The organism is Pseudomonas sp. PDM25 (assembly GCF_019219045.1).
Taxonomy (GTDB): domain Bacteria; phylum Pseudomonadota; class Gammaproteobacteria; order Pseudomonadales; family Pseudomonadaceae; genus Aquipseudomonas.
The window spans coordinates 135,884-155,285 of record NZ_JAHUWL010000003.1 but is presented as its reverse complement, the minus strand read 5'-3'; the positions used below and the strand labels follow the sequence as shown (position 1 = coordinate 155,285).

The window sequence follows — 19,402 nt, the reverse complement described above, 5'->3', positions numbered from 1 at the left end:
TTAAGGTGCCAGACGTTCAAGAGTCCAGTCGGCGCCCTGAAAGCGGTAGTTGAGGCGATCGTGCAGGCGGCTCGGACGGCCTTGCCAGAACTCGATGCGCTCCGGTAACAAACGGTAACCACCCCAGTGCTCAGGGCAATGAGGTTGTGTGTCGCTGAAACGTTGCTCGGTGTTCTTGAGCAGCGCTTCCAGCTCGGCACGATCGGCGATCACCCGGCTCTGGGGCGAAGCCCAGGCACCGAGACGACTGCCCAGCGGCCGAACCTGGAAGTAGGCGTCGGACTCCTCGGGCGTAACCTTCACCACCCGCCCTTCGATGCGCACCTGACGCTCCAGGGCCGGCCAGAAAAAGGTCATGGCCGCGAACGGGTTCGCGGCCAGGTGCTGGCCCTTGGCGCTGTCGTAGTTGGTGAAGAAGGTGAAACCCTGCTCGTCCAGCCCCTTGAGCAGCAGAATGCGGCAATGCGGCCGACCGTCCTGATCGACGGTGGCCAGGGTCATGGCGTTGGCTTCCACCGGCGCCTGCTCGGTTTTCACCGCGTCGGCGAACCACTGATGGAACAGCGCGAACGGCTCGGCCGGGGCTTGCGCCTCGGTCAGGCCATCACGGGTGTAGTCGCGACGCATATCAGCCAGGCCCTGGGTCATGGCGCATTCCTTTTGGTTAACGAATCACTTTTTTACAGTATCGGCGGCGTCGGCGACTTTTTTCGTGTCGGCAGCGGCTTTGGCCGGGGCAGTCTTTTTCGCCGGCGTTGCAGTTTTAGCCGGTGCCTTCTTGGCGGCGGCTTTCTTGGCCGGGGCTTTTTTCGCCGCAGGCACATCGGCTTTCTTCGCGGCTGGCGCCGGGGTGACCGGTTTGACTACTGGCTTGACGTCCTGGGCAGCGACCAATTTCACTGGCGCCGGGGCCGGCATGTTGTACTTGCTCAGCAACGCGACCATGGTGTTTTGCGGGGTCACCAACAGTTCGACGCGACGGTTCAAGGCACGGCCTTCATTGCTGTCGTTGGCAGCACGCGGGGCTTCGCCACCCATACCGCGCAGCATCAGGCGATCACGCTGCAGACCGCTGAGGCGGAAAATCGCTGCCACGGCCTGGGCACGCTCCTGGCTCAGTTTCACGTTGGCCGGTGCGGCACCCGACGTATCACTGTGGCCCAGAATCAGCACGGCAGTTTTCGGATCGACTTCAAGAATTTTCGCGACGCGGGTGAACGGGCCGAGGGTCACCGGCAGCAGCATGGCCGGACGGTCAGGGTTGAACGAGCCTTCTACCGGCGCGGTCACCACCAATACGTTTTCACGGCGTTCGAGTTGCAGGTTGCTGCCCTTGACCGCTTCGCGCAAGCGCGGCTCGTAGTCGTCGAGCCAGGCTTGGGTAACTTTAGGATCAGGCATCGGCACGGCTTTGGCAGTGCTTTGCTCTTTGCCGCCGAACGGCCACCACCAATTGCCACCTGCATCGGCCTCAGCCTTGGCCTTGGCCACCTCGACCGGTTTGGCTTCGGGCTTGGCTTCAGCTTTCACCTCTGGCTTCTTGTCGAGAACTTCATCGGAACCGAATGGCCAGTACCAGGGGTTGGAGCTTTCAGCCTTGGCCACCGGAGCGGTCGCGGCAGGCTTCAAAGGTGCCGGGGCTGGGGTCGGAGCCGGAGCCGGGCCTTTAGCGGCGACTTTGTCGGAAGAGCCGAACGGCCACCAGCTGCTGCCATCCGAGTCACTTTGTGGAGTTTGTGCGCAACCGGTAATAGCGAAGCACAGAGCCAAAGCGAGGGTTTTATTGGAAGACATTGGATATCCACAAAATGAAGTAATTAACTATCAGGCCGGATTGACCCGGATAAACAGACGCTTGGAAATCAAAAAGGCCTTGGGGTTCCGGCCCTGGAGCCCCTGAGCGCGTTTTACAGACAAGTGGCCAGTGCTCGCACAAGCTTTTGTGCGCGCGGATCCATCAAGACGTACGGTCCCAAGGTATTTGTCACAAAGCCGAAGGCCACATCGTGTTCCGGGTCAGCAAAGCCGGTGGAACCGCCCGCCCCCGGGTGACCGAACGCACGAGGGCCGAGGCCGTAGGTGGCGTTGGGGACGTCCGGTTGATCGAGCATGCAACCCAGGCCGAAACGGGTCCGGGTCAGTAAAGTCTTGTCCTCGCCGAGGCTGTGCTCGCGGGTCAGTTCCTCGAGCATTTCGCTTTCCAGCAAGCTGCCATCGAGCAGACCGGCATAGAACCCGGCCAGGCTGCGGGCATTGCCGTGGCCATTGGCGGCCGGCTGCTGCATGCGTCGCCACTCGGGTTTGTTGGTGCTGGTCATGATCGACGGCGGGTTCGTGAACGCCCTCGTGGTCATGGCCGTCGGCTCGCGCAGGGTCACTTGCAGCAAGCGCTGGGCGGCGGCATCGCCGACATTGCCCTTGCCACGGGCGATGTGCGCCACGCGATGGAACTCTTGATCCGCCAGGCCGACGTGAAAGTCCAGGCCCAAAGGCTTCGCGACTCGCGCCACGATGGCCTCACCCGGCCCACGACCGTCGGCACGCCGCAGCAACTCACCGATCAGCCAGCCGTAGGTGATAGCCGCATAACCGTGACCATTTCCCGGCGTCCACCACGGTTCTTCGGCGGCCAGGGCGTCAACCATGGTTTGCCAGTCGTAAAGGGCTTCCGGGGCCAATAGCTCACGCAGCGCCGGCAGACCGGCCTGATGGCAGAGCAATTGACGCAAGGTCACGGACTCTTTGCCGGCGGCGGCGAACTCGGGCCAGTAGCGGGCAACCGGGGCATCCAGTTGCAGCTTGCCTTCGGCTACCAGTTGCAGGGCGGTCACCGCGGTAAAGGTCTTGGTGCAGGAGAACAGATTGGCGATGGTGTCGCTGTGCCAGGCTTCGGTGCCGTCCTTGTCAGCGCTGCCGGCCCAAAGGTCGACCACGGTTTCACCGCCGATCTTGATGCACAACGCTGCACCCCGTTCCTGAGGATCGTCGAACAGCGCCGCGAAAGCTTCACGCACCGCTTCGAACTTCAGCTCGTAAAAACCCTGAATCTGCACCCGCAACTCCTCTGGATAATGTTCTACAAAGTGGCCGCATTGTTCCAGCCCTAGAGGGTTTTGGGAACTATGGCGGGCTGGGCGGTCGCCCCCCTATGGATTGGATCAGATCTTTAGCGTGCCTTGGCGGACGCCTTCGCGAGCAAGCCCGCTCCCACATTCGACCGAGTTCTTTCAGAAAGAATGCGATTGAATGTGGGAGCGGGCTTGCTCGCGAAGAACGATGACACTGTTTCAGCTATTTAATGCCCATTACCGGAATGCCCACCCGCATGGCCAGCGCCCTGCCCTGCGCCTTTGCCAGCCTCGCCTTTTCTGCCGCCCTGAGCTGCTTGCCCGGCTTTATCCGCCTCAGTCTTGGCCTTCTCGGCCTCTTTACCGAGCTGATCGACGGTCTGCAAATTGCTCTTGCGCACGGTATCGACGAAACCCTGGAACGGCAAATCGGTAATGCCCACCAGCCCGAAGTGACCGTTCTCGCCATCCAGCAGACGACCGCTAACCGGTTGGTCAAGGTATTGGAACCAGTGAACGCCGACGATCGACGGTTCGCTCATCGCCTGTTTGAGGAAATTGGCGTAAGCGGGCCCACGGTCTTCTTCCTTGGGCAATTGCGTCACACCGCCCCAGAACGGGCCACGATCGGCCGAGCCGAAGTTAAACTCGGTGATCAGCACCGGTTTGTCCAGGCTGCGCAGCTTGGCGAAGTCGTAACCGTCCTGCGGTTGCAGGGTGTACATGTTGAAGCTCAGCACGTCGCAATACTGAGCGCAGGACTCAACTGCTTCGGGGGTGCTGATGGCAAACCGGCCGCCCAGCAACAGCTGATTCGGCGAGTGCCACTTGAGCGAGTCGGAAATGGTCTTGAAGTAAGTGTCGGCGAAGACCTTCTGGAAGTATTTGAAGTCGGCTTCGATTTCCGGGTGCTCGGCACTTGGCAGCGGCGCTTCGAAGCCCGGATCTTCCATCAATTCCCAGGCTGGCAGGTCAATGCCCCAGGCTTTCGACAGGCCTGCCTGGTTGCGGTACTTGTCGCGTAATTGCTTGAGGAACGCGCGTTTGGCCGGCACGTCGGTGGTCGTTTTCAAGGTGCCGTAGGCCAAGGCGTAACGGGCTTTCGGGTCGTCGCCGGGACCGGCCCAGGCTAGTTCGTTGTCGGCAAAGTAACCGATCAGCCATGGATCATCGCGATGGTCGCGCGCGGCGATGGCCACGGCACGTTCGGTCGCCATGGCGAAACGCGGGTCGAACGGGTCGGGCATGCCGCCCCACCAGTCGGTGCCGGTGCTGATGCTGGCGTAATCGCCGACGATCGACAGCGGCAAGGTGTACGGCACGCGATCAGCGTTGGCCAGCGCCGGGGCGCTCCAGTTGCCGATAGTGTTGAAGCCCCAGGCTTGCAGGCGATCAAGGGTGTGGCTGGCCCAGCGCTGTTCATCAACCGCCGCTTTGCAGGGTTCGGCAGGCGTTTGCTCAGCTGCTTTCGCGGCGGTCGCTTCAACAGCGTCGGTCTTGGCGGCTTCGGCGATACCGGATTCGGCCGTCGAAGGAACGACCGGTTGCTCAGCAGCCTTCTCCACCGTTGCCGCAACCGCGTCAGCCTTGGCCGCTTCGGCGACACCGGCCTTGGTGTCGCTGGTCACCACACACGGCGGACCATACAGACGCTGCAAGTTGGCGCCATAGAAGTCGTACCAGCGACCGGCATTGTAGCCTCGGCCCTGATCGACGCCGTTGCCGCCACGGTTATCGCCTTCGCCATAATGGCTGGCCAGCGGCTCGTCCGGTTTGGGCAGGGACTCGAACATCCACTCGCGGCCGGCGACGTAGGTCTGGTCGACATCCGGGGTGATGGTGTTGACCCCGAGCGAATAGAACGGATGGCCTTCCGGGGTCACCAGGTACCAGCGACCGTCGCGCTTCTCCGTGCGAAAAAAACCGCTGGCCTTGAATGACGGGCCTTTGTTCCAGCCACCAAACTTGTCCAGGGACGACTTCTCGCGCTCGGCCAGCCAGGTTTTCAGTTGCTGATGTTCCTTGGCGGCCGCGCTTTTCAGTTGCTCGTCGCTGCTGACTTTCTCTGGCCATTTGGTTCGGGTCGACTGACCGTAAGCATCTACAAGCCCGCCGAAAGCCGCTTGGGTAACCGCATCGCCGTCCTGCACGCCAAAGCGTTCCAGCAGGATGCTCTGGGCGACTTTCGGCTGATCCATCGACAAGGTCACCGACACCACCTGGCTGCGCTCCAGCTCTCCGGCGCTGCTGGCCAGCAATACGCGTTGGCCATCGAACGTCATCGGCATTGGCGGGCCGGCTTTCAGGCCCAGGCTCAATGGCGTAAAGGGTTGCAGCGGCACCAACAAGGTTTGCGCAGGGCCGGCCGGCAAGTCGACGCGGCTGACCAGCGTCTTGCCATCGTTGCTCTGGATTTTCACGTACAGGGTCACGGCCCAGTCCATTGCGCTCTGAATCCGCAAACTCATGAAGCCCGATTGCGACCAGTCCCAGGCGCCCGTCTGCGGGGTCAGACGCAAGTTCGGTTGTGCCACCGGGTTGAACGTCACCCGACGCAGCACTTCGCCTTCGGCCGTTTGCTCGGCGTTGGATTGCGGCAGGCTGGCGTCCTGAGTCGCCACCTGGACCACATCGGCGGGGCGCACAAAGTTGAACAGCGTCTGTTGGCCGGCAGGAGCCGCCAGCAAAGGGGCTGCGAACATCAGAGCGAATACAGCGGGCAACGAACGGCGAATCATGAGAACGAAATTCTCCCTAACGACCAACAATGGCCAGTGGAAAAGCGATGGTAGAGAGATAGACAACGGGTTGGGCAAAATTGCCCAGCCCTGTATCAGGAAATTTCACGTCGGAAGGGTGGCAACGCATTGAGGATTGCCTTGCCGTAACGCTGGGTGACCAGGCGTCGATCGAGCAAGGTGATGGTGCCGCGGTCTTCTTCGGTACGCAGCAAGCGACCGCAGGCCTGGACCAGCTTCAGCGAAGCATCCGGCACGGAGATTTCCATGAACGGATTGCCACCCCGAGCCTCGATCCACTCGGCCAGGGCCGCTTCGACGGGATCATCGGGCACCGAGAATGGAATCTTCGCGATCACCACGTGCTCGCAGTACGCACCCGGCAAATCCACCCCTTCGGCAAAACTCGCCAGGCCGAACAACACACTGGAATCGCCGCCATCAACCCGCGCCTTGTGCTTGTTCAGGGTTTCCTGTTTCGACAGGTTGCCTTGAATGAACACTTGCTTGCGCCAGTCGCGGTCGAGGCCGTCGAACACGTCCTGCATCTGTTTGCGCGAGGAGAACAGCACCAGGGTGCCGCGCGAACCTTCCACCAAGGCCGGCAAGTCGCGAATGATCGCTGCGGTATGGGCCGGCGCATCACGCGGATCGGCCTTCAGGTCCGGCACCCGCAGCACACCAGCGTCGGCGTGATGAAACGGGCTCGGAACCACCGCGGTCACGGCTTTTTTCGGCAGGCCGGCGCGCATGCGGAAGCGGTCGAAAGTGCCGAGCGCGGTCAGGGTCGCGGAGGTCACCAGAGCGCCGTAAGCCACGTTCCACAAATTGCGACGGAGCATTTCCGCCGCGAGGATCGGGCTGGCGTTGACCTCGATGTCGAACAGCGAGCCGCTTTCGGCCAGGGTCAGCCAGCGGGCCATCGGCGGGTTGTCTTCCGGGTCTTCAGCGGTGAACGCGACCCACAACTCCCAGTTGCCCGAAGAACGGGACAACAGACTGCCGAACAGCGGGTACCACTCCTCGGCCTGGTTGCTGGCGATGCCGATGTTGACCTCGCCGTCCATGCCTTCCTTGAGCAGTTCGGTGAGACGGGTAAACAGATCGGTCAGACGGGCGAAACCCTTCTTCAACTCGACGCCCATTTCGCGCATGTGCTCGGGAATCACCCCACCGACGAAGCGATGACGCGGCCGCTCGCGACCTTCGACGTCTTCACCCGGTTTAAAATCGGCGACCTGCTCGCAGGCGCTGAACATGAATTGCTGCTGGGTCTTGATCTCCCGCGCGAGTTCCGGCACCTGCTCGATCAACTTGCCCAGGTCGCCCGGCAACGGATGTTGGGCCAGCAACTTGGTGAGGTTCTTGGCGGTGGTTTCCAGCCAGTCGGCGGTGGAACGCAGACGCGTGTAATGGGCGAAATGGCCGATGGCCTTGTCCGGCAGGTGGTGGCCTTCGTCGAACACGTAGATGGTGTCGCGCGGGTCCGGCAACACGGCGCCGCCGCCCAGTGCCAGGTCGGCCAGTACCATGTCGTGGTTGGTGACGATGACGTCGACCTTGCCCATGCCTTCCCGGGCCTTGTAGAAGGCGCACTGGCCGAAGTTCGGGCAATGGCGGTTGGTGCACTGGCTGTGATCGGTGGTCAGTCGCGCCCAGTCGGCGTCTTCCAGGGCAGTGGACCAGCTGTCACGGTCGCCGTCCCATTTATTGCCGGCGAGTTTCTCGATCATGCTGGTGAACAGCTTCTGACTGGCCTCGTCGACCTCGATTTTGAAGCCTTCTTCTTCAAACAACTGCGCCGTGGCGGTTTGTGCGTGACCTTCCTGGAGCAACATGTCGAGCTTGGACAGGCACATGTAGCGACCGCGCCCCTTGGCCAGGGCAAAGCTGAAATTCAGCCCGCTGTTGCGCATCAGGTCGGGCAAATCCTTGTAGACGATCTGCTCTTGCAGGGCCACGGTGGCCGTGGCAATCACCAGGCGTTTGCCGGCAGCCTTGGCCGTGGGGATGGCGGCCAGGCTGTAGGCCACGGTTTTGCCGGTACCGGTGCCGGCTTCCACCGCGACAATCGCGGGGTCGCCACTGCGCCGGCCTTCGTCGTCGGTGTCGATGTCACCGAGGACCTTGGCAATTTCGGCGATCATCAGGCGTTGGCCGTAGCGCGGCTTGAGGCTCTTGGCTTCGAGAAAACGCGAGTAGGCGCCCTGGATCGTGGTTTTGAGTTCAGTGCTGATCATGGATTGTCGGGCGCAAAAAACGCTGGATAAATTTTCAGTGGTTCGGTTCGGCGGCTATCATACCGCGCTAATTAATCCCGCGCAGAACGGAGTACCCCAATGACACCTTTTGGCCTTGTTTATACCCTGCATGTACTGTCAGCCCTGGTGTGGGTTGGCGGCATGTTTTTCGCGTGGATGGTCTTGCGGCCCGCGGCGATGAAGGCACTTGAAGGCCCTGCCCGCTTGAAGCTGTGGGTAGAAGTGTTTCAAGGTTTTTTCCGCTGGGTCTGGGTCGCAGTGGTGCTGTTGCCGATCAGCGGTGTGGGCATGATTCATTTGCAGTTCAGCGGTTTTGAAGCGGCACCGCGGTATGTGCAGGTGATGATGGGGTTGTACGTGGTGATGACGGCGCTGTTTATCCGGATTCAGGCGTTGTTGTTGCCAGAGTTGCGCACCGCAGTGGCGGCGCAGGACTGGCCGACCGGGGCGGCGACGCTTGGGAAAATTCGCAAGTTGGTGGGGATTAATCTGATTGTCGGGTTGGTGCTGGTGGCGATTGCCGCGGCTCGACCGATGTTTTGAGGCGACGGGGCTGACCCTATCGCGGGCAAGCCTTGCTCCTACAGGTTTAATGTCGTTCATAAAAGTTGTGAACAACGCAAAATCTGTAGGAGCAAGGCTTGCCCGCGATAGCGATCGATCAGACGACACACATTCCAGAAACCTCTTACAGACGCTGCACGGTCACCGAACCTGCCGCACCGGCAGGCCCCGGCTGGCCATCAGCACCTGGACGACCATTTTTTCCGCCATCGGCCTTGTAAACGAAACAGCCCTTGGCCTTGCCACCCGCGCCCGGTTTACCGCCAGGCCCGGCCACACCGCCGTCACCCCCGGCCACCTGAACCTTGATCAGCTCCGCCGGGTAATCGCGTGGCACTTCCAGACGAACCATTGCACCCGGCGCGCCGGGCTGACCGTCGCTACCATCACTACCATCGGCACCACGACCGGCCTGGCCCCAGGTACAACCCGGAGCCTGACCGTTGGCCCCATCGAGACCGACGAAACCCGGTGCGCCCGCACCGCCACGAGCGTCCACCCACAATTGCGGCGCACTCAATGCCTTGATCTGCAAGTTCAGGTTACGCCCGGAGCGGGCTGCCTTGAGGTAAGTCCCCGGCGCACCGCGAGCCGTGATCTGGCTGCCTTCCGACAATTGCGCACGACTGACCTTCAGCTCAAGCGGCTGTTCGCCGGGTACGATGGCGATCCGCGCTTCACGACCCAGACGCAATTCACCGACAGAAACCTCCGTCACGTTCGAGGGAATCAATAACGTGCCGTAGTCGGCCACTTCCAGGCGTTCCAGCTGCAAGGTGCTGGCGGTGTTGGGCAAACGCATCAGCGAGTTGGTTTCGACGCTCACCACCTGGGCGCAGGCCAATGGGCTGATGAGTGCAGCGAGCAGACAGAGTTTACGCATGGGAAGCCTTAGGAGCGGTCGGAGCCGGGAGGGTTTGCAGGTGGAAAACGCCGAAAAAGAGGATATTCAGGCGATCAAGCCAAGGGTGAGCGCGACCTCTGAGGCTGCGGAAACAGAACACCGCCTCAAGAAGATGAAGGCAGGCCAGCAGGCCGCCGGCCAGATCCACCAGCAGATGCAGAGGATTGACAAACGGCATGAGCTGATTGGTCAGCACCACCAGCCAGAACAGCAGGGTCAACAACTTCCCCAGCCCCCAAAACACGTTCATACGCTCCCCCGCTGAGAATTATTCTTTGCGCGCACAGTACCGGCTTACACGCGGGTTAAGCCAGAGGGCAACGGAAAATTCTTCATGAAGGCCGCCGAATGGCCGCCAGACCGACTTCAATTGTGGCCCGACGGCTCTATCACGGGGCTCAGCGATTGATGTGCAACTCCACCCGACGGTTTTTCGCCCGTCCTTCTTCCGTTTCGTTAGCGGCCACCGGCTGACTTTGGCCCTTGCCCTCGCTGGTGAGCTTGTTCGGCGCCAGGCCCTGGCTTAACAGGTAGGCCGCCACGCTACTGGCGCGGCGTTCCGAGAGTGCCTGGTTATAGCTGTCCGAGCCGACGTTGTCGGTATGACCGACCACCTTGACGCTCACCACATCGGCGCTTTGCAGTTTGGGCATCAGCGAATCCAGCTTGCTCTGCGCGGCCGGGGTCAGTTCGGATTGATTGAAGGCAAACAGCACGTCGCCCGCGTCGTTCAGGGTGATGACCTCCGATTGCGCAGGTTCAGGTTTCACGCTGGCCGGGTACTGCGGCAATGGGCAACCATGATGTTCGACGGGAGTATTGGCGGGCGTATCAGGGCAGCGATCACGTCGATCGAAGACTCCATCATCGTCTTCGTCGCCATCCTGGGCATAACAGATCAAGCCACCGGTCAAGATACCAAGCGCCGCGCCACCGGCCGCCCAACCGCCATTTTGGAGAGCGCCCAGACCGCCACCGACCAGGCCGCCGATAACGCTGCAGATTGGCCAGGTTCGTTGATTGAGGGGGGCGGTGCCATCGCTGTGAGTAGCGCAACCGGTCAACAGGCTGCCCAGCAGCACAACCGGCAAGACGGTCCGTGTGAGAACACTCATGGTGAAAGCTCCTGTGTTACCGGCCAATGCCGGTCACACAGGAGTAAAGACGCGCAACCGCGACTGCACAAGCCGCGGAGTACGAGAGGTTAGCGGTTGATTTTGATTTCCGTGCGACGGTTCAACGCGCGGCCGTCAGCGGTTTTGTTATCGGCAACCGGCTGGCTTTCCCCGGCACCGGTCACAGACACGAATTCACTGCGGGGTACGCCTTGGGAAATCAGGTACTCAACCACCGCGTGCGCACGACGATCCGACAGCTTCTGGTTATAGTTATCGCTGCCCACGCTGTCGGTGTAACCGGTTACAGTCAGTTGGGCGGTGCTCGATTCCTGCTTCAGGCGAGTGGCGATTGTGTTGAGTACCTCTTTATCGGAAGGGGTCAGTATGGCCTTGTCAAACTGGAAGTGAACATCGCGAATGACGATGACTTCTTCTTTAACCACGGCCTTTTCTTCGACCACTGGCGCAGGCACCGGTGGAGGGCAACCGTCGGCATCGACCCGTACGCCTCGAGGTGTTCCCGGGCACTTGTCGCGGCTATCCGGCACGCCATCGCCGTCTTCGTCGCCATCACCGTGAACCCAGCAATAGGCCGCAGCCGTGCCGCCGACAAGCAGCGCGCCATACCCCGCCCATGCCGAGCTCTCGGTCGCGCCGAGACCGGCACCCACGACGCCACCGACCGCCGCACAGGTCGGCCAGTCGGTTTTCTGCAAACCTGCGCAACCAGTCAACACACTGGTTAGCAGAACCAAGGGTAATGCTGTGCGAACTATGCTCATCTAGTTTTCTCCTGAGGGGATCGGCTTAAAACCGATTTCAGGTAGTAAAGACCCGAGTTTTAATCTCCGCCAGCAATAGGCCATTGCAGTTTTATCCTGTGTTCACGGTAGATCGACGCTTTTGCGACAAACCACCTCTAGGCCCGGCCCTTTGAGCAGGCTAGTCTTGGCAGCTCTGATTGAGGATCTTCGATGATTGCAGGTATTTCTTCGCGCACGCCCCAGCAGGCGTTGGCCGCTTTGCTTGATCGTTACGCCCCCGCGCGCCTGTTGCTGATTGGCGCCAGCGAGTTCCCCGCGCTGGAGGCCTTCAAGCTGGCGCACCCGGAAACATGTGTGGCCCATGCAGCACCCGGGGTGTTGCCGGCCGAACTGGCGGCGCGCCGGTTTGACCTGGCGCTGGTGGTCGATTGCCTCGAACACTTGCCCAAACGCGAGGGCCTGAACCTGCTGGGCGGGATCCGTAACCTCAACGCCAGTCGCATCGCGGTGCTGGCGGACTTGCCGGCCAGCGGCTGGCAGGAAACCGATTTTTTCTCCCTGGCCCTGCAAGCCAGTGAACGCTTCCAGCGCGACGATCAAGTGCTGACCCTGTTCACCTATGATCTGCTTGACTACAAACAAGTCCCCGACTGGCTCAACTCACGGTTCTGGGCCAATCCGGAAAACTTCGGGAAATATTGGTGGTAACGCGATGAGTACATCCATTTGCCCCTGCGGTAGCGGCATCCCGCTTGATGCCTGCTGCGGCCATTACCATGCCGGCCATCCGGCGCCGTGTGCCGAAGCCTTGATGCGTTCGCGCTATAGCGCCTACGTACTGGGGCTGATCGATTATCTGGTGGCGACCACCCTGCCCGCACAACAGGCAGGCCTGGATCGGCAGTCCATCCGCGACTGGAGCGCCCAAAGCACCTGGCTGGGCCTTGAACTAGAAAGCTCCGAGGTCTTGGGCGGTCAGCCGGAACATGCCTTCGTGACATTTACCGCGCGCTGGCACGACGGCAGCGGTGAACACAGCCACCGCGAACGCTCGTCGTTCGTGCAGAACGCCGGCCACTGGTACTTCATCGACCCCACCGTACAACTCAAGGCCGGGCGCAATGATGCGTGCCCTTGCGCCAGCGGACAAAAGTTCAAGAAGTGTTGTGCGGGTTATTTCAGCAGTTGAGGTAATCGCAAGAGACTAGACTGGGCATCAAAGGGAGTCACTCCATGCTCAGTCAGCGGCGCGTCTTACAGATGCTCACCTTGTTCCTTTTTCTGGGGCTTGGCGGTTGTGTGTCCTGGTTCAGCGATGATGAACCGGAACCGCAGGTGCATCTGGTCAAGGTCGAAGTGGTCCAGGCCAAATTGATGCAGCAAAAATTCTTGCTGCACTTTCGCGTCGACAACCCCAACGACAGTGACCTGACGGTGCGAGGCATCGAGTACCGCATTCACTTGGGCGACATGTTGCTGACCGAAGGCGAGCACGAACATTGGTTTACGGTCGGCCCCAAACACAGTACCTACTTTAAAGTGCCGATCCGCACCAACCTGTGGCCCAAGGTGCGGGATCTGGTGAAACTGCTGAAAAAACCCGACCAGCCCATTCCCTATCGTCTGGAAGGTGAACTGGAAACCGGTTTATTCATCGCGCACTACGTGCACCTGGCGCGCAATGGCGTGATAATCCCCGCCGATTTAATTCCGGAGCAAAACCGATGACCCAGCAACCCCATGTCCATGGCCCTGACTGCAACCACGATCATGACCATCACGACCACCATGATCACGACCATGGCCATGTCCACGGCCCGAACTGCGGCCACGCCCACCAGGAACCGGTGCGCAACGCCCTGAAAGACGTCGGCCGCAACGACCCTTGCCCCTGCGGCAACGGCAAGAAATTCAAGAAGTGCCACGGCGCTTGATGCTTCGGGCGAAGAACTTCTTCGCCTGTTGAGCCGCCTTCGCGAGCAAGCCCGCTCCCGCAGGGTTTTGCATTGAACACAAACTATGTGAACACCCGAATTCCAATGTGTGCGGGCTTGCTCGCGAATGCGGTCCGTCAGGCACCACCATTCAAGGGCTGTAATACCCGACAGCCACAAGAAAATGCCCGACCTTTTTCAGGTAGGCATGTTTGTCCTCAACCTTGCCGGTCACCGGGTTTTTCCAGCGGTACTCGTATTCGCCATCGTCCTGCCTGGCCATCAGCGCCAGGATCGGCTCCCCAACCGGCTTGCCTTCCGGATCCTTGATCTTGCTGAAATCGGTATTGATCAACCGCAGGTTGGTGCCATGGGCGACATAACGCTGGTTATCCAGGTCGACGACGAAGACGTACAGGTCATCCTGCAAGTAACCGCCCTTGAGGGAGTTGATGGCCGTGAGCGTGCCCTTCTCGTCCTTGGCCAGATCGGCCGCCGCTTTGTTCAGCAACGCCATCGCCTGTTCCGCTGAGGCCCGTGGCAAGTAATAACCGACCGCCAGGATCCGCTGACCGACGCGCTGGTAAAACACATGCTTGCGTTCGACCTTGCCGTCAGACCAGTTCTGCCAGCGATACTCGGCTTGCTGGATGCCATTGCCCTCCGGCACTTTCAAGGCGTCTTTGAAGGCTTTCTGCAAATCCGGCCCGAGCACATCGGACACATCACGGCCAATCAACGCCGAAGACGGCCCGCCGCTGGCGAGCATCACGCCTTTGGTGTCGACCACGAACACGTAACGATCCTTGTCGACAAACTCGCCCTGACGGCTGAAAGCAGCGAAGGCCTTGTCGCCATGGTCGTGGTAGTACGCCAGGGCTTTTTCCAGCAAGGCTTTGGCAGCCTGGCTGTCGTCCTTTTCCGTGCCGGCGGCTTGAACCTGGCCCAGACACAGCAAAAGCATCACGCCCAGCAAGGCCAACCTATGCAAAAACCCCATTGCGCATCCCTCGTTCTTGTTGGTGTTTCAAGAGCGTAGACGGCAATGGGGTATGTATGGATATTCAGCGAACGCCAGTGTGTAAGGAAATCATTCCCGGGGAATCCGGGAATGATTCATGGCTCACTGCCTTGCGCGCAGCTGCTGCTGCAGATTCTGGATCTGCGCCTGAAGGGAGTTGATGGTGCGGGTGACCTGGCTACGGAAGGCGTCGAATTCGGCGGTATTGGTCCCGCCCGACGTCGCGGCCGAGCGATTGTCCTGTTGGCTTTTGAGGATAATGACTTCCTGCTCCAGGCGCTCGATGGCGGCGCTCGGGTTGCCTTGTTTCTTCAGGGCAACGATGTCGGAGCCAAGGCTTTTAAGTTGCGCGTCGAATTTGTCGGTGTCCGTCAGGTTGCTTTTCAGCACGGCTACATCGCTGTTCAAGACTTTGACCTGAGCCTGCAATTGAATGGTGGCGGTCTGTTGTTCGCTACCTTGCCCGGTTATCTGCGCCAGGCGCTTATCCAGCTCGGTGGTCTGTGCACTCATCTGCGCCAGGCGCTTGTCCAGATCGGTGGTCTGGCCGACAACGCCCTGCTGTTGTTTGCTTTGATCCTGGAGTTTGCTTTCCAGCTGTTTGATTTGCAGTTTCAAGGCTTCGCTGTCGCTGTTGACGTTGGTCTGACTGGCGACAACCTTGCCGGAAATGTCCTGCAAGCGCCCCGCCGCTTCTTCACTGATACGCGCGAAACTTTCCTGGGTCGCCACCAATTGCTGTTCCATCAGCGAGAGCTGCTGAAAGCTCCACCAGGCCAGGCCTGCAAACGCAAAGAACAAGGCGCCGACCAGCGCCCACAGCGGGCCCGTGCTCGAACTTTTGACTTTGACGACTGGCGTGGTCCGCGAATGCACGGAGGTGCGAGCGGTGGTCGGAAAATCATCGTCGTCGAGGCTGTCGGCACGCAGGCTCGGCAGATCGAAGTCGTCGTTGGCATCGTTACGCATGGACATTGAGTCAACCTTTGTGGAACGCGGTGATGGCTTGATGCGGCGCAGTATAACTCCCCACTGCCGCATCGATTGACCCTCAACCCCGAACTCGGTTCAGTGTGGCGGCGCTAACCCGTGCGTCAGCGGATGTCCTGGGCCTTCCACCAGCCGCAGAATTCATCGAGGGCGGTCCAGAGACTGACTTTGGGATCGTAGTCCAGATAATGCCGGGCGCGGCTGATGTCCAGGGTGAAATTTTTGTTCATCACCTGCATGCCCAGGCGCGACAGGGTCGGCTCGGGACGACCTGGCCACAGTTTGCACACGCCCTCATTGAGCGCCGCCACGGTGTAGGCCAAACCGTAGGAACGGTGGCGCGTGACCTGTGGGACATCCATCTTGCGCATCACATAATTGATCACATCCCACAATGGCACCGGCGTGCCGTTGCTGATGTTGTAGGCCTTGCCCAACGCCGAACCGCTGGCCAGCAAACTGCTGAGCAACGCTTCATTGAGGTTTTGCACGCTGGTGAAATCAACCTTGTTCAGGCCGTTACCAATGATCGCGAGCCGTCCTTTACGCTGCATTTTCAGCAGCCGTGGAAAGATGCTCATGTCGCCAGCCCCCGTCACGAAACGCGGGCGCAGGGCCAGGGTTTCGAGGCCGAACTCCTGAGCGCCGAAAACCTTTTGCTCGGCCAGGTATTTGGTCGCGGCGTAGGGATGCTTGAAGCGCTTGGGAACCTGTTCTTCGGTCAGCCCCAGGTGATCGCGGCCATCAAAGTAGATCGACGGCGACGACAAATGCACCAGTCGCCGAACCCGCTGTTTCAGACAGGCCTCGACCACGTTTTCCGTGACCTGCACGTTGCCTTGATGGAAATCCTGATAACGCCCCCACAAACCGACCGCACCGGCGCAATGCACCACGGCTTCAACGTCTGAGCACAGGTCACGTGCCAGTTCCGGGTCGCTCAAGTCACCCTGGATGAACTCGGCGCCACGGCGCACCAGATGCTCCACACTTTCGGCCCGGCGACCGTTGACCCGCACGTCCAGGCCCTGCTCCAGGGCAAAACGCGCAAAGCGCCCGCCGATGAAGCCGCTTGCGCCGGTAACCAGAATCTTCATGAATTGCTCCGAATATTTCGTTTTGCGTTTTGCATTTTGCGTGAGGTCTTGACGCTGCCCGTCAGTCCAACGGCACCAGCCATTGCTTCGACGAACGCACCAGCTGATCAGTGAGCAGCCCCAGCAACTGACCGCCATTGCGCCAATGATGCCAGTACAGCGGCACATCGATCGGCTTATCGGGCAAAAGCTCTACCAATACGCCACGTTCCAGTTGCTCGCGCACCTGCAGTTCTGGCACCAGGCCCCAACCGAGTCCCGCTTCCGTGAGACGGATGAAGCCTTCGGACGAGGGGCATAGATGGTGTTCGAATCCGCCATCGACGCCGAGGGACGCGAGGTAGCGATGCTGTAGGAAATCATCCGGACCAAACACCAGCGCGGGCGTTTTCGACAACAGATCGGCGCGCACACCTTCAGGAAAATGCCGGGCGATAAATGCCGGGCTGGCCAACGCACGGTAGCGCATGGCCCCCAGCAAAACGCTGCGTGCGCCGGCCACCGGTCGCTCGCTGGCGCAGATGCACGCGGCCACTTCGCCAGCGCGCATGCGTTTGAGGCCCACCGTCTGGTCTTCGACGACCAGATCCAGCAGCAGGTGTTGCTCGGCGCAGAAATCACTGACGGCTGCGGCCCACCACGTGGCGAGGCTGTCGGCATTCAAGGCGATGCGCAGACGTTCCGGCAGACCTTCTTCATCGAGTGCCGGCACCAGTGTTTGCAGGTCCCGTTCAAGTAAACGCACCTGCTGCACATGGTTGAGCAGCCGTCGGCCGATTTCGGTCGGGGCCGGCGGTGTCACCCGCACCAGCACCGGTTGGCCGACCCGCGCCTCCAATAATTTGATGCGCTGGGAGATCGCCGATTGCGACAAACCCAGCACCTGAGCCGCACGTTCGAACCCGGCCTGCTCGACCACCGCGGCCAGAGCAGAAAGCAATTTATAGTCGAACATCAGTTTTCCTAATGAGCGATCAGCATGATTGGTTTTTCTTATACAGCCTGACACCGGAGAATGGCCAGCAAGAACTCTTCAACAAGGATCATCGACATGGCTGGCGAAACTTCATTGGCAACCTTGCTGCGTAGCATGAGCCCGCAACTCAATGCCGGCGAATACGTGTTCTGCACCCTGCGCGACGGCAAATTGCCGGCAGGCCTGGAGATCGTCGGCAGTTTCCGCGAACAGGAAGGTCTGACGGTAATTCTGGAACGTTCCCACGCCGAGAAGGCCGGTTTCAGTTTCGATTACGTCGCGGCCTGGATCACCTTGAACGTGCATTCGGCCCTCGAAGCCGTCGGCCTGACCGCCGCGTTTGCCACGGCATTAGGCCAGGCCGGCATCAGTTGCAACGTGATCGCTGGCTATTACCACGACCATTTATTCGTCGGCCAGGCCGATGCTGAACGCGCCCTGCACGTGTTGCGGGATCTGGCGGCCAACGCGGAGTAAAAAATATGTGGCAAAGCTATGTGAACGGCCTGCTCGTGGCCGCGGGGCTGATCATGGCGATCGGTACTCAAAATGCGTTCGTGCTGGCTCAAAGCCTGAGACGTGAACATCACCTGCCGGTGGCGGCGCTCTGCGTCACCTGCGATGCATTATTGGTCGCTGCCGGCGTATTCGGCCTGGCGACGGTGCTGGCGCAGAACCCGACGCTTTTAGCGGTTGCCCGTTGGGGTGGCGCCGTATTTCTGATTTGGTATGGCAGCCAGGCACTGCGCCGGGCCTGCTCGAAACAGAGCCTGCAACAAGGTGAAAACCAGACCGTGCGCTCGCTGCGCGCGGTGATGCTCAGTGCTTTGGCCGTAACGCTGCTGAACCCGCACGTTTATCTGGATACCGTGTTGCTGATTGGCTCTCTCGGTGCCCAACAAACCGAGCCCGGCGCTTATGTCGTGGGCGCGGCCAGCGCGTCGTTGCTGTGGTTTTTCACCCTGGCGCTCGGCGCGGCGTGGTTGGCGCCGTGGTTGGCCCGACCGAGTACCTGGAGAATTCTCGACCTGCTCGTGGCAGTAATGATGTTCACAGTGGCGGCCCAACTAATCACCAGCGCCTGATTTATTCCAAAAGGCTCTGGAACCTCTATCCCACACAGTTGTTGCGTGGTTATGCCGCACCCCCGGTGCTATGATCCGGTCCGATGCGCCGCAAAGAGTACAAACTCCCCGGCGCTTGTCTGGCCGCCCGTGATCGGCCTTGCGCTCACCGCAACTGACCTGATTAGGAGAATCATCATGGCTTTCGAATTGCCGCCGCTGCCTTACGCACACGATGCCCTGCAGCCGCACATTTCCAAGGAAACTCTGGAATACCACCACGACAAGCACCACAACACCTATGTCGTGAACCTGAACAACCTGGTGCCAGGCACCGAGTTCGAAGGCAAGACTCTGGAAGAAATCGTCAAATCTTCCTCGGGCGGCATCTTCAACAACGCCGCTCAGGTCTGGAACCACACTTTCTACTGGAACTGCCTGGCGCCAAACGCCGGCGGTCAACCAACCGGCGCACTGGCTGAAGCTATCAACGCAGCCTTCGGTTCGTTCGACAAGTTCAAGGAAGAATTCAGCAAGACTTCCATCGGCACCTTCGGTTCCGGTTGGGGCTGGCTGGTGAAAAAGGCTGACGGTTCCCTGGCCCTGGCCAGCACCATCGGCGCCGGCAACCCGCTGACCAACGGCGACACCCCGCTGCTGACCTGCGACGTCTGGGAACACGCTTACTACATCGACTACCGCAACCTTCGTCCAAAATACGTCGAAGCGTTCTGGAACCTGGTCAACTGGAAATTCGTGGCTGAGCAGTTCGAAGGCAAAACCTTCACCGCTTAAGATCGACGCCAGTCAAAAAAAACCCGGCTTTTGCCGGGTTTTTTATGGGCGAGGAAAAGTCTTGGGCCGGCAGTTGGACTGCCTTCGCGAGCAGGCTCCCACACAGGG

Annotated in this window: 21 protein-coding genes; 8 read left to right on the top strand and 13 right to left on the bottom strand. The window is 60.3% G+C overall.

Annotated features, from left to right (window positions below; translation table 11 throughout):
• The 5 genes from pdxH to dinG form a co-directional block, all read right to left on the bottom strand.
• Positions 1–648: a pyridoxamine 5'-phosphate oxidase gene (pdxH, locus tag KW848_RS06270; protein WP_111450948.1), complete on the bottom strand. Its 648-nt coding sequence runs from the start codon at positions 646–648 to the stop codon at positions 1–3.
• Between the two features lie 24 nt (positions 649–672).
• A complete protein-coding gene (locus KW848_RS06265) occupies positions 673–1,794 on the bottom strand; it encodes an OmpA family protein (protein ID WP_218536333.1) in 1,122 nt (373 codons plus the stop codon).
• A 113-nt stretch (positions 1,795–1,907) separates the two neighbouring features.
• Positions 1,908–3,053 (bottom strand): serine hydrolase domain-containing protein, encoded by a 1,146-nt coding sequence (locus KW848_RS06260; RefSeq protein WP_192406495.1) that lies wholly within the window; start codon positions 3,051–3,053, stop codon positions 1,908–1,910.
• 242 nt (positions 3,054–3,295) lie between these two features.
• On the bottom strand, positions 3,296–5,806 hold the full coding sequence (locus tag KW848_RS06255) for a beta-galactosidase (protein WP_218536332.1): 2,511 nt from the start codon (positions 5,804–5,806) through the stop codon (positions 3,296–3,298).
• Positions 5,807–5,901: 95 nt separating this feature from the next.
• A complete protein-coding gene (gene dinG / locus KW848_RS06250; protein ID WP_008153901.1) occupies positions 5,902–8,046 on the bottom strand; it encodes an ATP-dependent DNA helicase DinG in 2,145 nt (714 codons plus the stop codon).
• 99 nt (positions 8,047–8,145) lie between these two features.
• Between dinG and KW848_RS06245 the strand changes: the two genes are divergently transcribed.
• Positions 8,146–8,610, top strand: coding sequence for a CopD family protein (locus tag KW848_RS06245; RefSeq protein ID WP_111450953.1), 465 nt, complete (start codon positions 8,146–8,148; stop codon positions 8,608–8,610).
• A gap of 145 nt (positions 8,611–8,755) precedes the next feature.
• On the opposite strand, the gene KW848_RS06240 is transcribed toward KW848_RS06245, so the two are convergent.
• The 4 genes from KW848_RS06240 to KW848_RS06225 form a co-directional block, all read right to left on the bottom strand.
• Entirely contained in the window at positions 8,756–9,514 is a 759-nt protein-coding gene (locus KW848_RS06240; RefSeq protein WP_218536331.1) for a collagen-like protein, read from the bottom strand.
• Positions 9,507–9,785, bottom strand: a complete 279-nt coding sequence (locus KW848_RS06235) for a DUF1145 domain-containing protein (RefSeq protein WP_218536330.1) — start codon at positions 9,783–9,785, stop codon at positions 9,507–9,509. The genes KW848_RS06240 and KW848_RS06235 overlap by 8 nt, the downstream gene beginning before the upstream one ends.
• A 148-nt stretch (positions 9,786–9,933) precedes the next feature.
• Positions 9,934–10,650, bottom strand: coding sequence for an OmpA family protein (locus KW848_RS06230; protein WP_218536329.1), 717 nt, complete (start codon positions 10,648–10,650; stop codon positions 9,934–9,936).
• Between the two features lie 89 nt (positions 10,651–10,739).
• On the bottom strand, positions 10,740–11,435 hold the full coding sequence (locus KW848_RS06225) for an OmpA family protein (RefSeq protein WP_218536328.1): 696 nt from the start codon (positions 11,433–11,435) through the stop codon (positions 10,740–10,742).
• Between the two features lie 192 nt (positions 11,436–11,627).
• Here KW848_RS06225 and KW848_RS06220 point away from each other — a divergent pair, with 192 nt between their 5' ends.
• The 4 genes from KW848_RS06220 to KW848_RS06205 are packed head-to-tail and all read left to right on the top strand — an operon-like array spanning position 11,628 to position 13,351.
• The gene (locus KW848_RS06220) at positions 11,628–12,125 is read left to right on the top strand and encodes a DUF6231 family protein (protein WP_111450958.1); all 498 of its coding nucleotides are present in this window, start codon (positions 11,628–11,630) and stop codon (positions 12,123–12,125) included.
• Positions 12,126–12,129: 4 nt separating this feature from the next.
• Positions 12,130–12,606, top strand: coding sequence for a YchJ family protein (locus KW848_RS06215; protein WP_192406483.1), 477 nt, complete (start codon positions 12,130–12,132; stop codon positions 12,604–12,606).
• Between the two features lie 44 nt (positions 12,607–12,650).
• Positions 12,651–13,145, top strand: a complete 495-nt coding sequence (locus KW848_RS06210; protein ID WP_192406481.1) for an LEA type 2 family protein — start codon at positions 12,651–12,653, stop codon at positions 13,143–13,145.
• Entirely contained in the window at positions 13,142–13,351 is a 210-nt protein-coding gene (locus KW848_RS06205; RefSeq protein WP_007906737.1) for an SEC-C metal-binding domain-containing protein, read from the top strand. The genes KW848_RS06210 and KW848_RS06205 overlap by 4 nt, the downstream gene beginning before the upstream one ends.
• 151 nt (positions 13,352–13,502) lie before the next feature.
• On the opposite strand, the gene KW848_RS06200 is transcribed toward KW848_RS06205, so the two are convergent.
• From KW848_RS06200 to KW848_RS06185, 4 genes are all read right to left on the bottom strand, one after another.
• The gene (locus KW848_RS06200) at positions 13,503–14,351 is read right to left on the bottom strand and encodes a cache domain-containing protein (protein WP_111451960.1); all 849 of its coding nucleotides are present in this window, start codon (positions 14,349–14,351) and stop codon (positions 13,503–13,505) included.
• A 123-nt stretch (positions 14,352–14,474) separates the two neighbouring features.
• A complete protein-coding gene (locus tag KW848_RS06195) occupies positions 14,475–15,347 on the bottom strand; it encodes an ATPase (RefSeq protein WP_218536327.1) in 873 nt (290 codons plus the stop codon).
• 119 nt (positions 15,348–15,466) lie between these two features.
• On the bottom strand, positions 15,467–16,459 hold the full coding sequence (locus tag KW848_RS06190; protein ID WP_218536326.1) for an NAD(P)-dependent oxidoreductase: 993 nt from the start codon (positions 16,457–16,459) through the stop codon (positions 15,467–15,469).
• 61 nt (positions 16,460–16,520) lie between these two features.
• Positions 16,521–17,414, bottom strand: a complete 894-nt coding sequence (locus KW848_RS06185) for a LysR family transcriptional regulator ArgP (protein WP_076028448.1) — start codon at positions 17,412–17,414, stop codon at positions 16,521–16,523.
• A 96-nt stretch (positions 17,415–17,510) separates the two neighbouring features.
• Here KW848_RS06185 and KW848_RS06180 point away from each other — a divergent pair, with 96 nt between their 5' ends.
• The 3 genes from KW848_RS06180 to KW848_RS06170 all read left to right on the top strand — a co-directional run bounded on the left by KW848_RS06180 (position 17,511) and on the right by KW848_RS06170 (position 19,294).
• Positions 17,511–17,912 carry an ACT domain-containing protein gene (locus KW848_RS06180; protein WP_008156081.1) on the top strand — a complete coding sequence of 134 codons (402 nt, stop codon included), beginning with the start codon at positions 17,511–17,513 and terminating at the stop codon, positions 17,910–17,912.
• A gap of 5 nt (positions 17,913–17,917) precedes the next feature.
• A complete protein-coding gene (locus tag KW848_RS06175; protein ID WP_218536325.1) occupies positions 17,918–18,520 on the top strand; it encodes a LysE/ArgO family amino acid transporter in 603 nt (200 codons plus the stop codon).
• A 177-nt stretch (positions 18,521–18,697) separates the two neighbouring features.
• The gene (locus KW848_RS06170) at positions 18,698–19,294 is read left to right on the top strand and encodes a superoxide dismutase (RefSeq protein WP_008156084.1); all 597 of its coding nucleotides are present in this window, start codon (positions 18,698–18,700) and stop codon (positions 19,292–19,294) included.
• The last annotated feature ends 108 nt before the right edge of the window (positions 19,295–19,402 follow it).

Bases quoted from the DNA above. Each gene is read 5' to 3' on its own strand.
- pdxH (WP_111450948.1), bottom strand. From the start codon at position 648: ATGACCCAGGGCCTGGCTGATATGCGTCGCGACTACACCCGTGATGGC.
- KW848_RS06265 (WP_218536333.1), bottom strand. From the start codon at position 1,794: ATGTCTTCCAATAAAACCCTCGCTTTGGCTCTGTGCTTCGCTATTACC.
- KW848_RS06255 (WP_218536332.1), bottom strand. From the start codon at position 5,806: ATGATTCGCCGTTCGTTGCCCGCTGTATTCGCTCTGATGTTCGCAGCC.
- dinG (WP_008153901.1), bottom strand. From the start codon at position 8,046: ATGATCAGCACTGAACTCAAAACCACGATCCAGGGCGCCTACTCGCGT.
- KW848_RS06245 (WP_111450953.1), top strand. From the start codon at position 8,146: ATGACACCTTTTGGCCTTGTTTATACCCTGCATGTACTGTCAGCCCTG.
- KW848_RS06240 (WP_218536331.1), bottom strand. From the start codon at position 9,514: ATGCGTAAACTCTGTCTGCTCGCTGCACTCATCAGCCCATTGGCCTGC.
- KW848_RS06235 (WP_218536330.1), bottom strand. From the start codon at position 9,785: ATGAACGTGTTTTGGGGGCTGGGGAAGTTGTTGACCCTGCTGTTCTGG.
- KW848_RS06230 (WP_218536329.1), bottom strand. From the start codon at position 10,650: ATGAGTGTTCTCACACGGACCGTCTTGCCGGTTGTGCTGCTGGGCAGC.
- KW848_RS06225 (WP_218536328.1), bottom strand. From the start codon at position 11,435: ATGAGCATAGTTCGCACAGCATTACCCTTGGTTCTGCTAACCAGTGTG.
- KW848_RS06220 (WP_111450958.1), top strand. From the start codon at position 11,628: ATGATTGCAGGTATTTCTTCGCGCACGCCCCAGCAGGCGTTGGCCGCT.
- KW848_RS06215 (WP_192406483.1), top strand. From the start codon at position 12,130: ATGAGTACATCCATTTGCCCCTGCGGTAGCGGCATCCCGCTTGATGCC.
- KW848_RS06210 (WP_192406481.1), top strand. From the start codon at position 12,651: ATGCTCAGTCAGCGGCGCGTCTTACAGATGCTCACCTTGTTCCTTTTT.
- KW848_RS06205 (WP_007906737.1), top strand. From the start codon at position 13,142: ATGACCCAGCAACCCCATGTCCATGGCCCTGACTGCAACCACGATCAT.
- KW848_RS06200 (WP_111451960.1), bottom strand. From the start codon at position 14,351: ATGGGGTTTTTGCATAGGTTGGCCTTGCTGGGCGTGATGCTTTTGCTG.
- KW848_RS06195 (WP_218536327.1), bottom strand. From the start codon at position 15,347: ATGTCCATGCGTAACGATGCCAACGACGACTTCGATCTGCCGAGCCTG.
- KW848_RS06190 (WP_218536326.1), bottom strand. From the start codon at position 16,459: ATGAAGATTCTGGTTACCGGCGCAAGCGGCTTCATCGGCGGGCGCTTT.
- KW848_RS06185 (WP_076028448.1), bottom strand. From the start codon at position 17,414: ATGTTCGACTATAAATTGCTTTCTGCTCTGGCCGCGGTGGTCGAGCAG.
- KW848_RS06180 (WP_008156081.1), top strand. From the start codon at position 17,511: ATGGCTGGCGAAACTTCATTGGCAACCTTGCTGCGTAGCATGAGCCCG.
- KW848_RS06175 (WP_218536325.1), top strand. From the start codon at position 17,918: ATGTGGCAAAGCTATGTGAACGGCCTGCTCGTGGCCGCGGGGCTGATC.
- KW848_RS06170 (WP_008156084.1), top strand. From the start codon at position 18,698: ATGGCTTTCGAATTGCCGCCGCTGCCTTACGCACACGATGCCCTGCAG.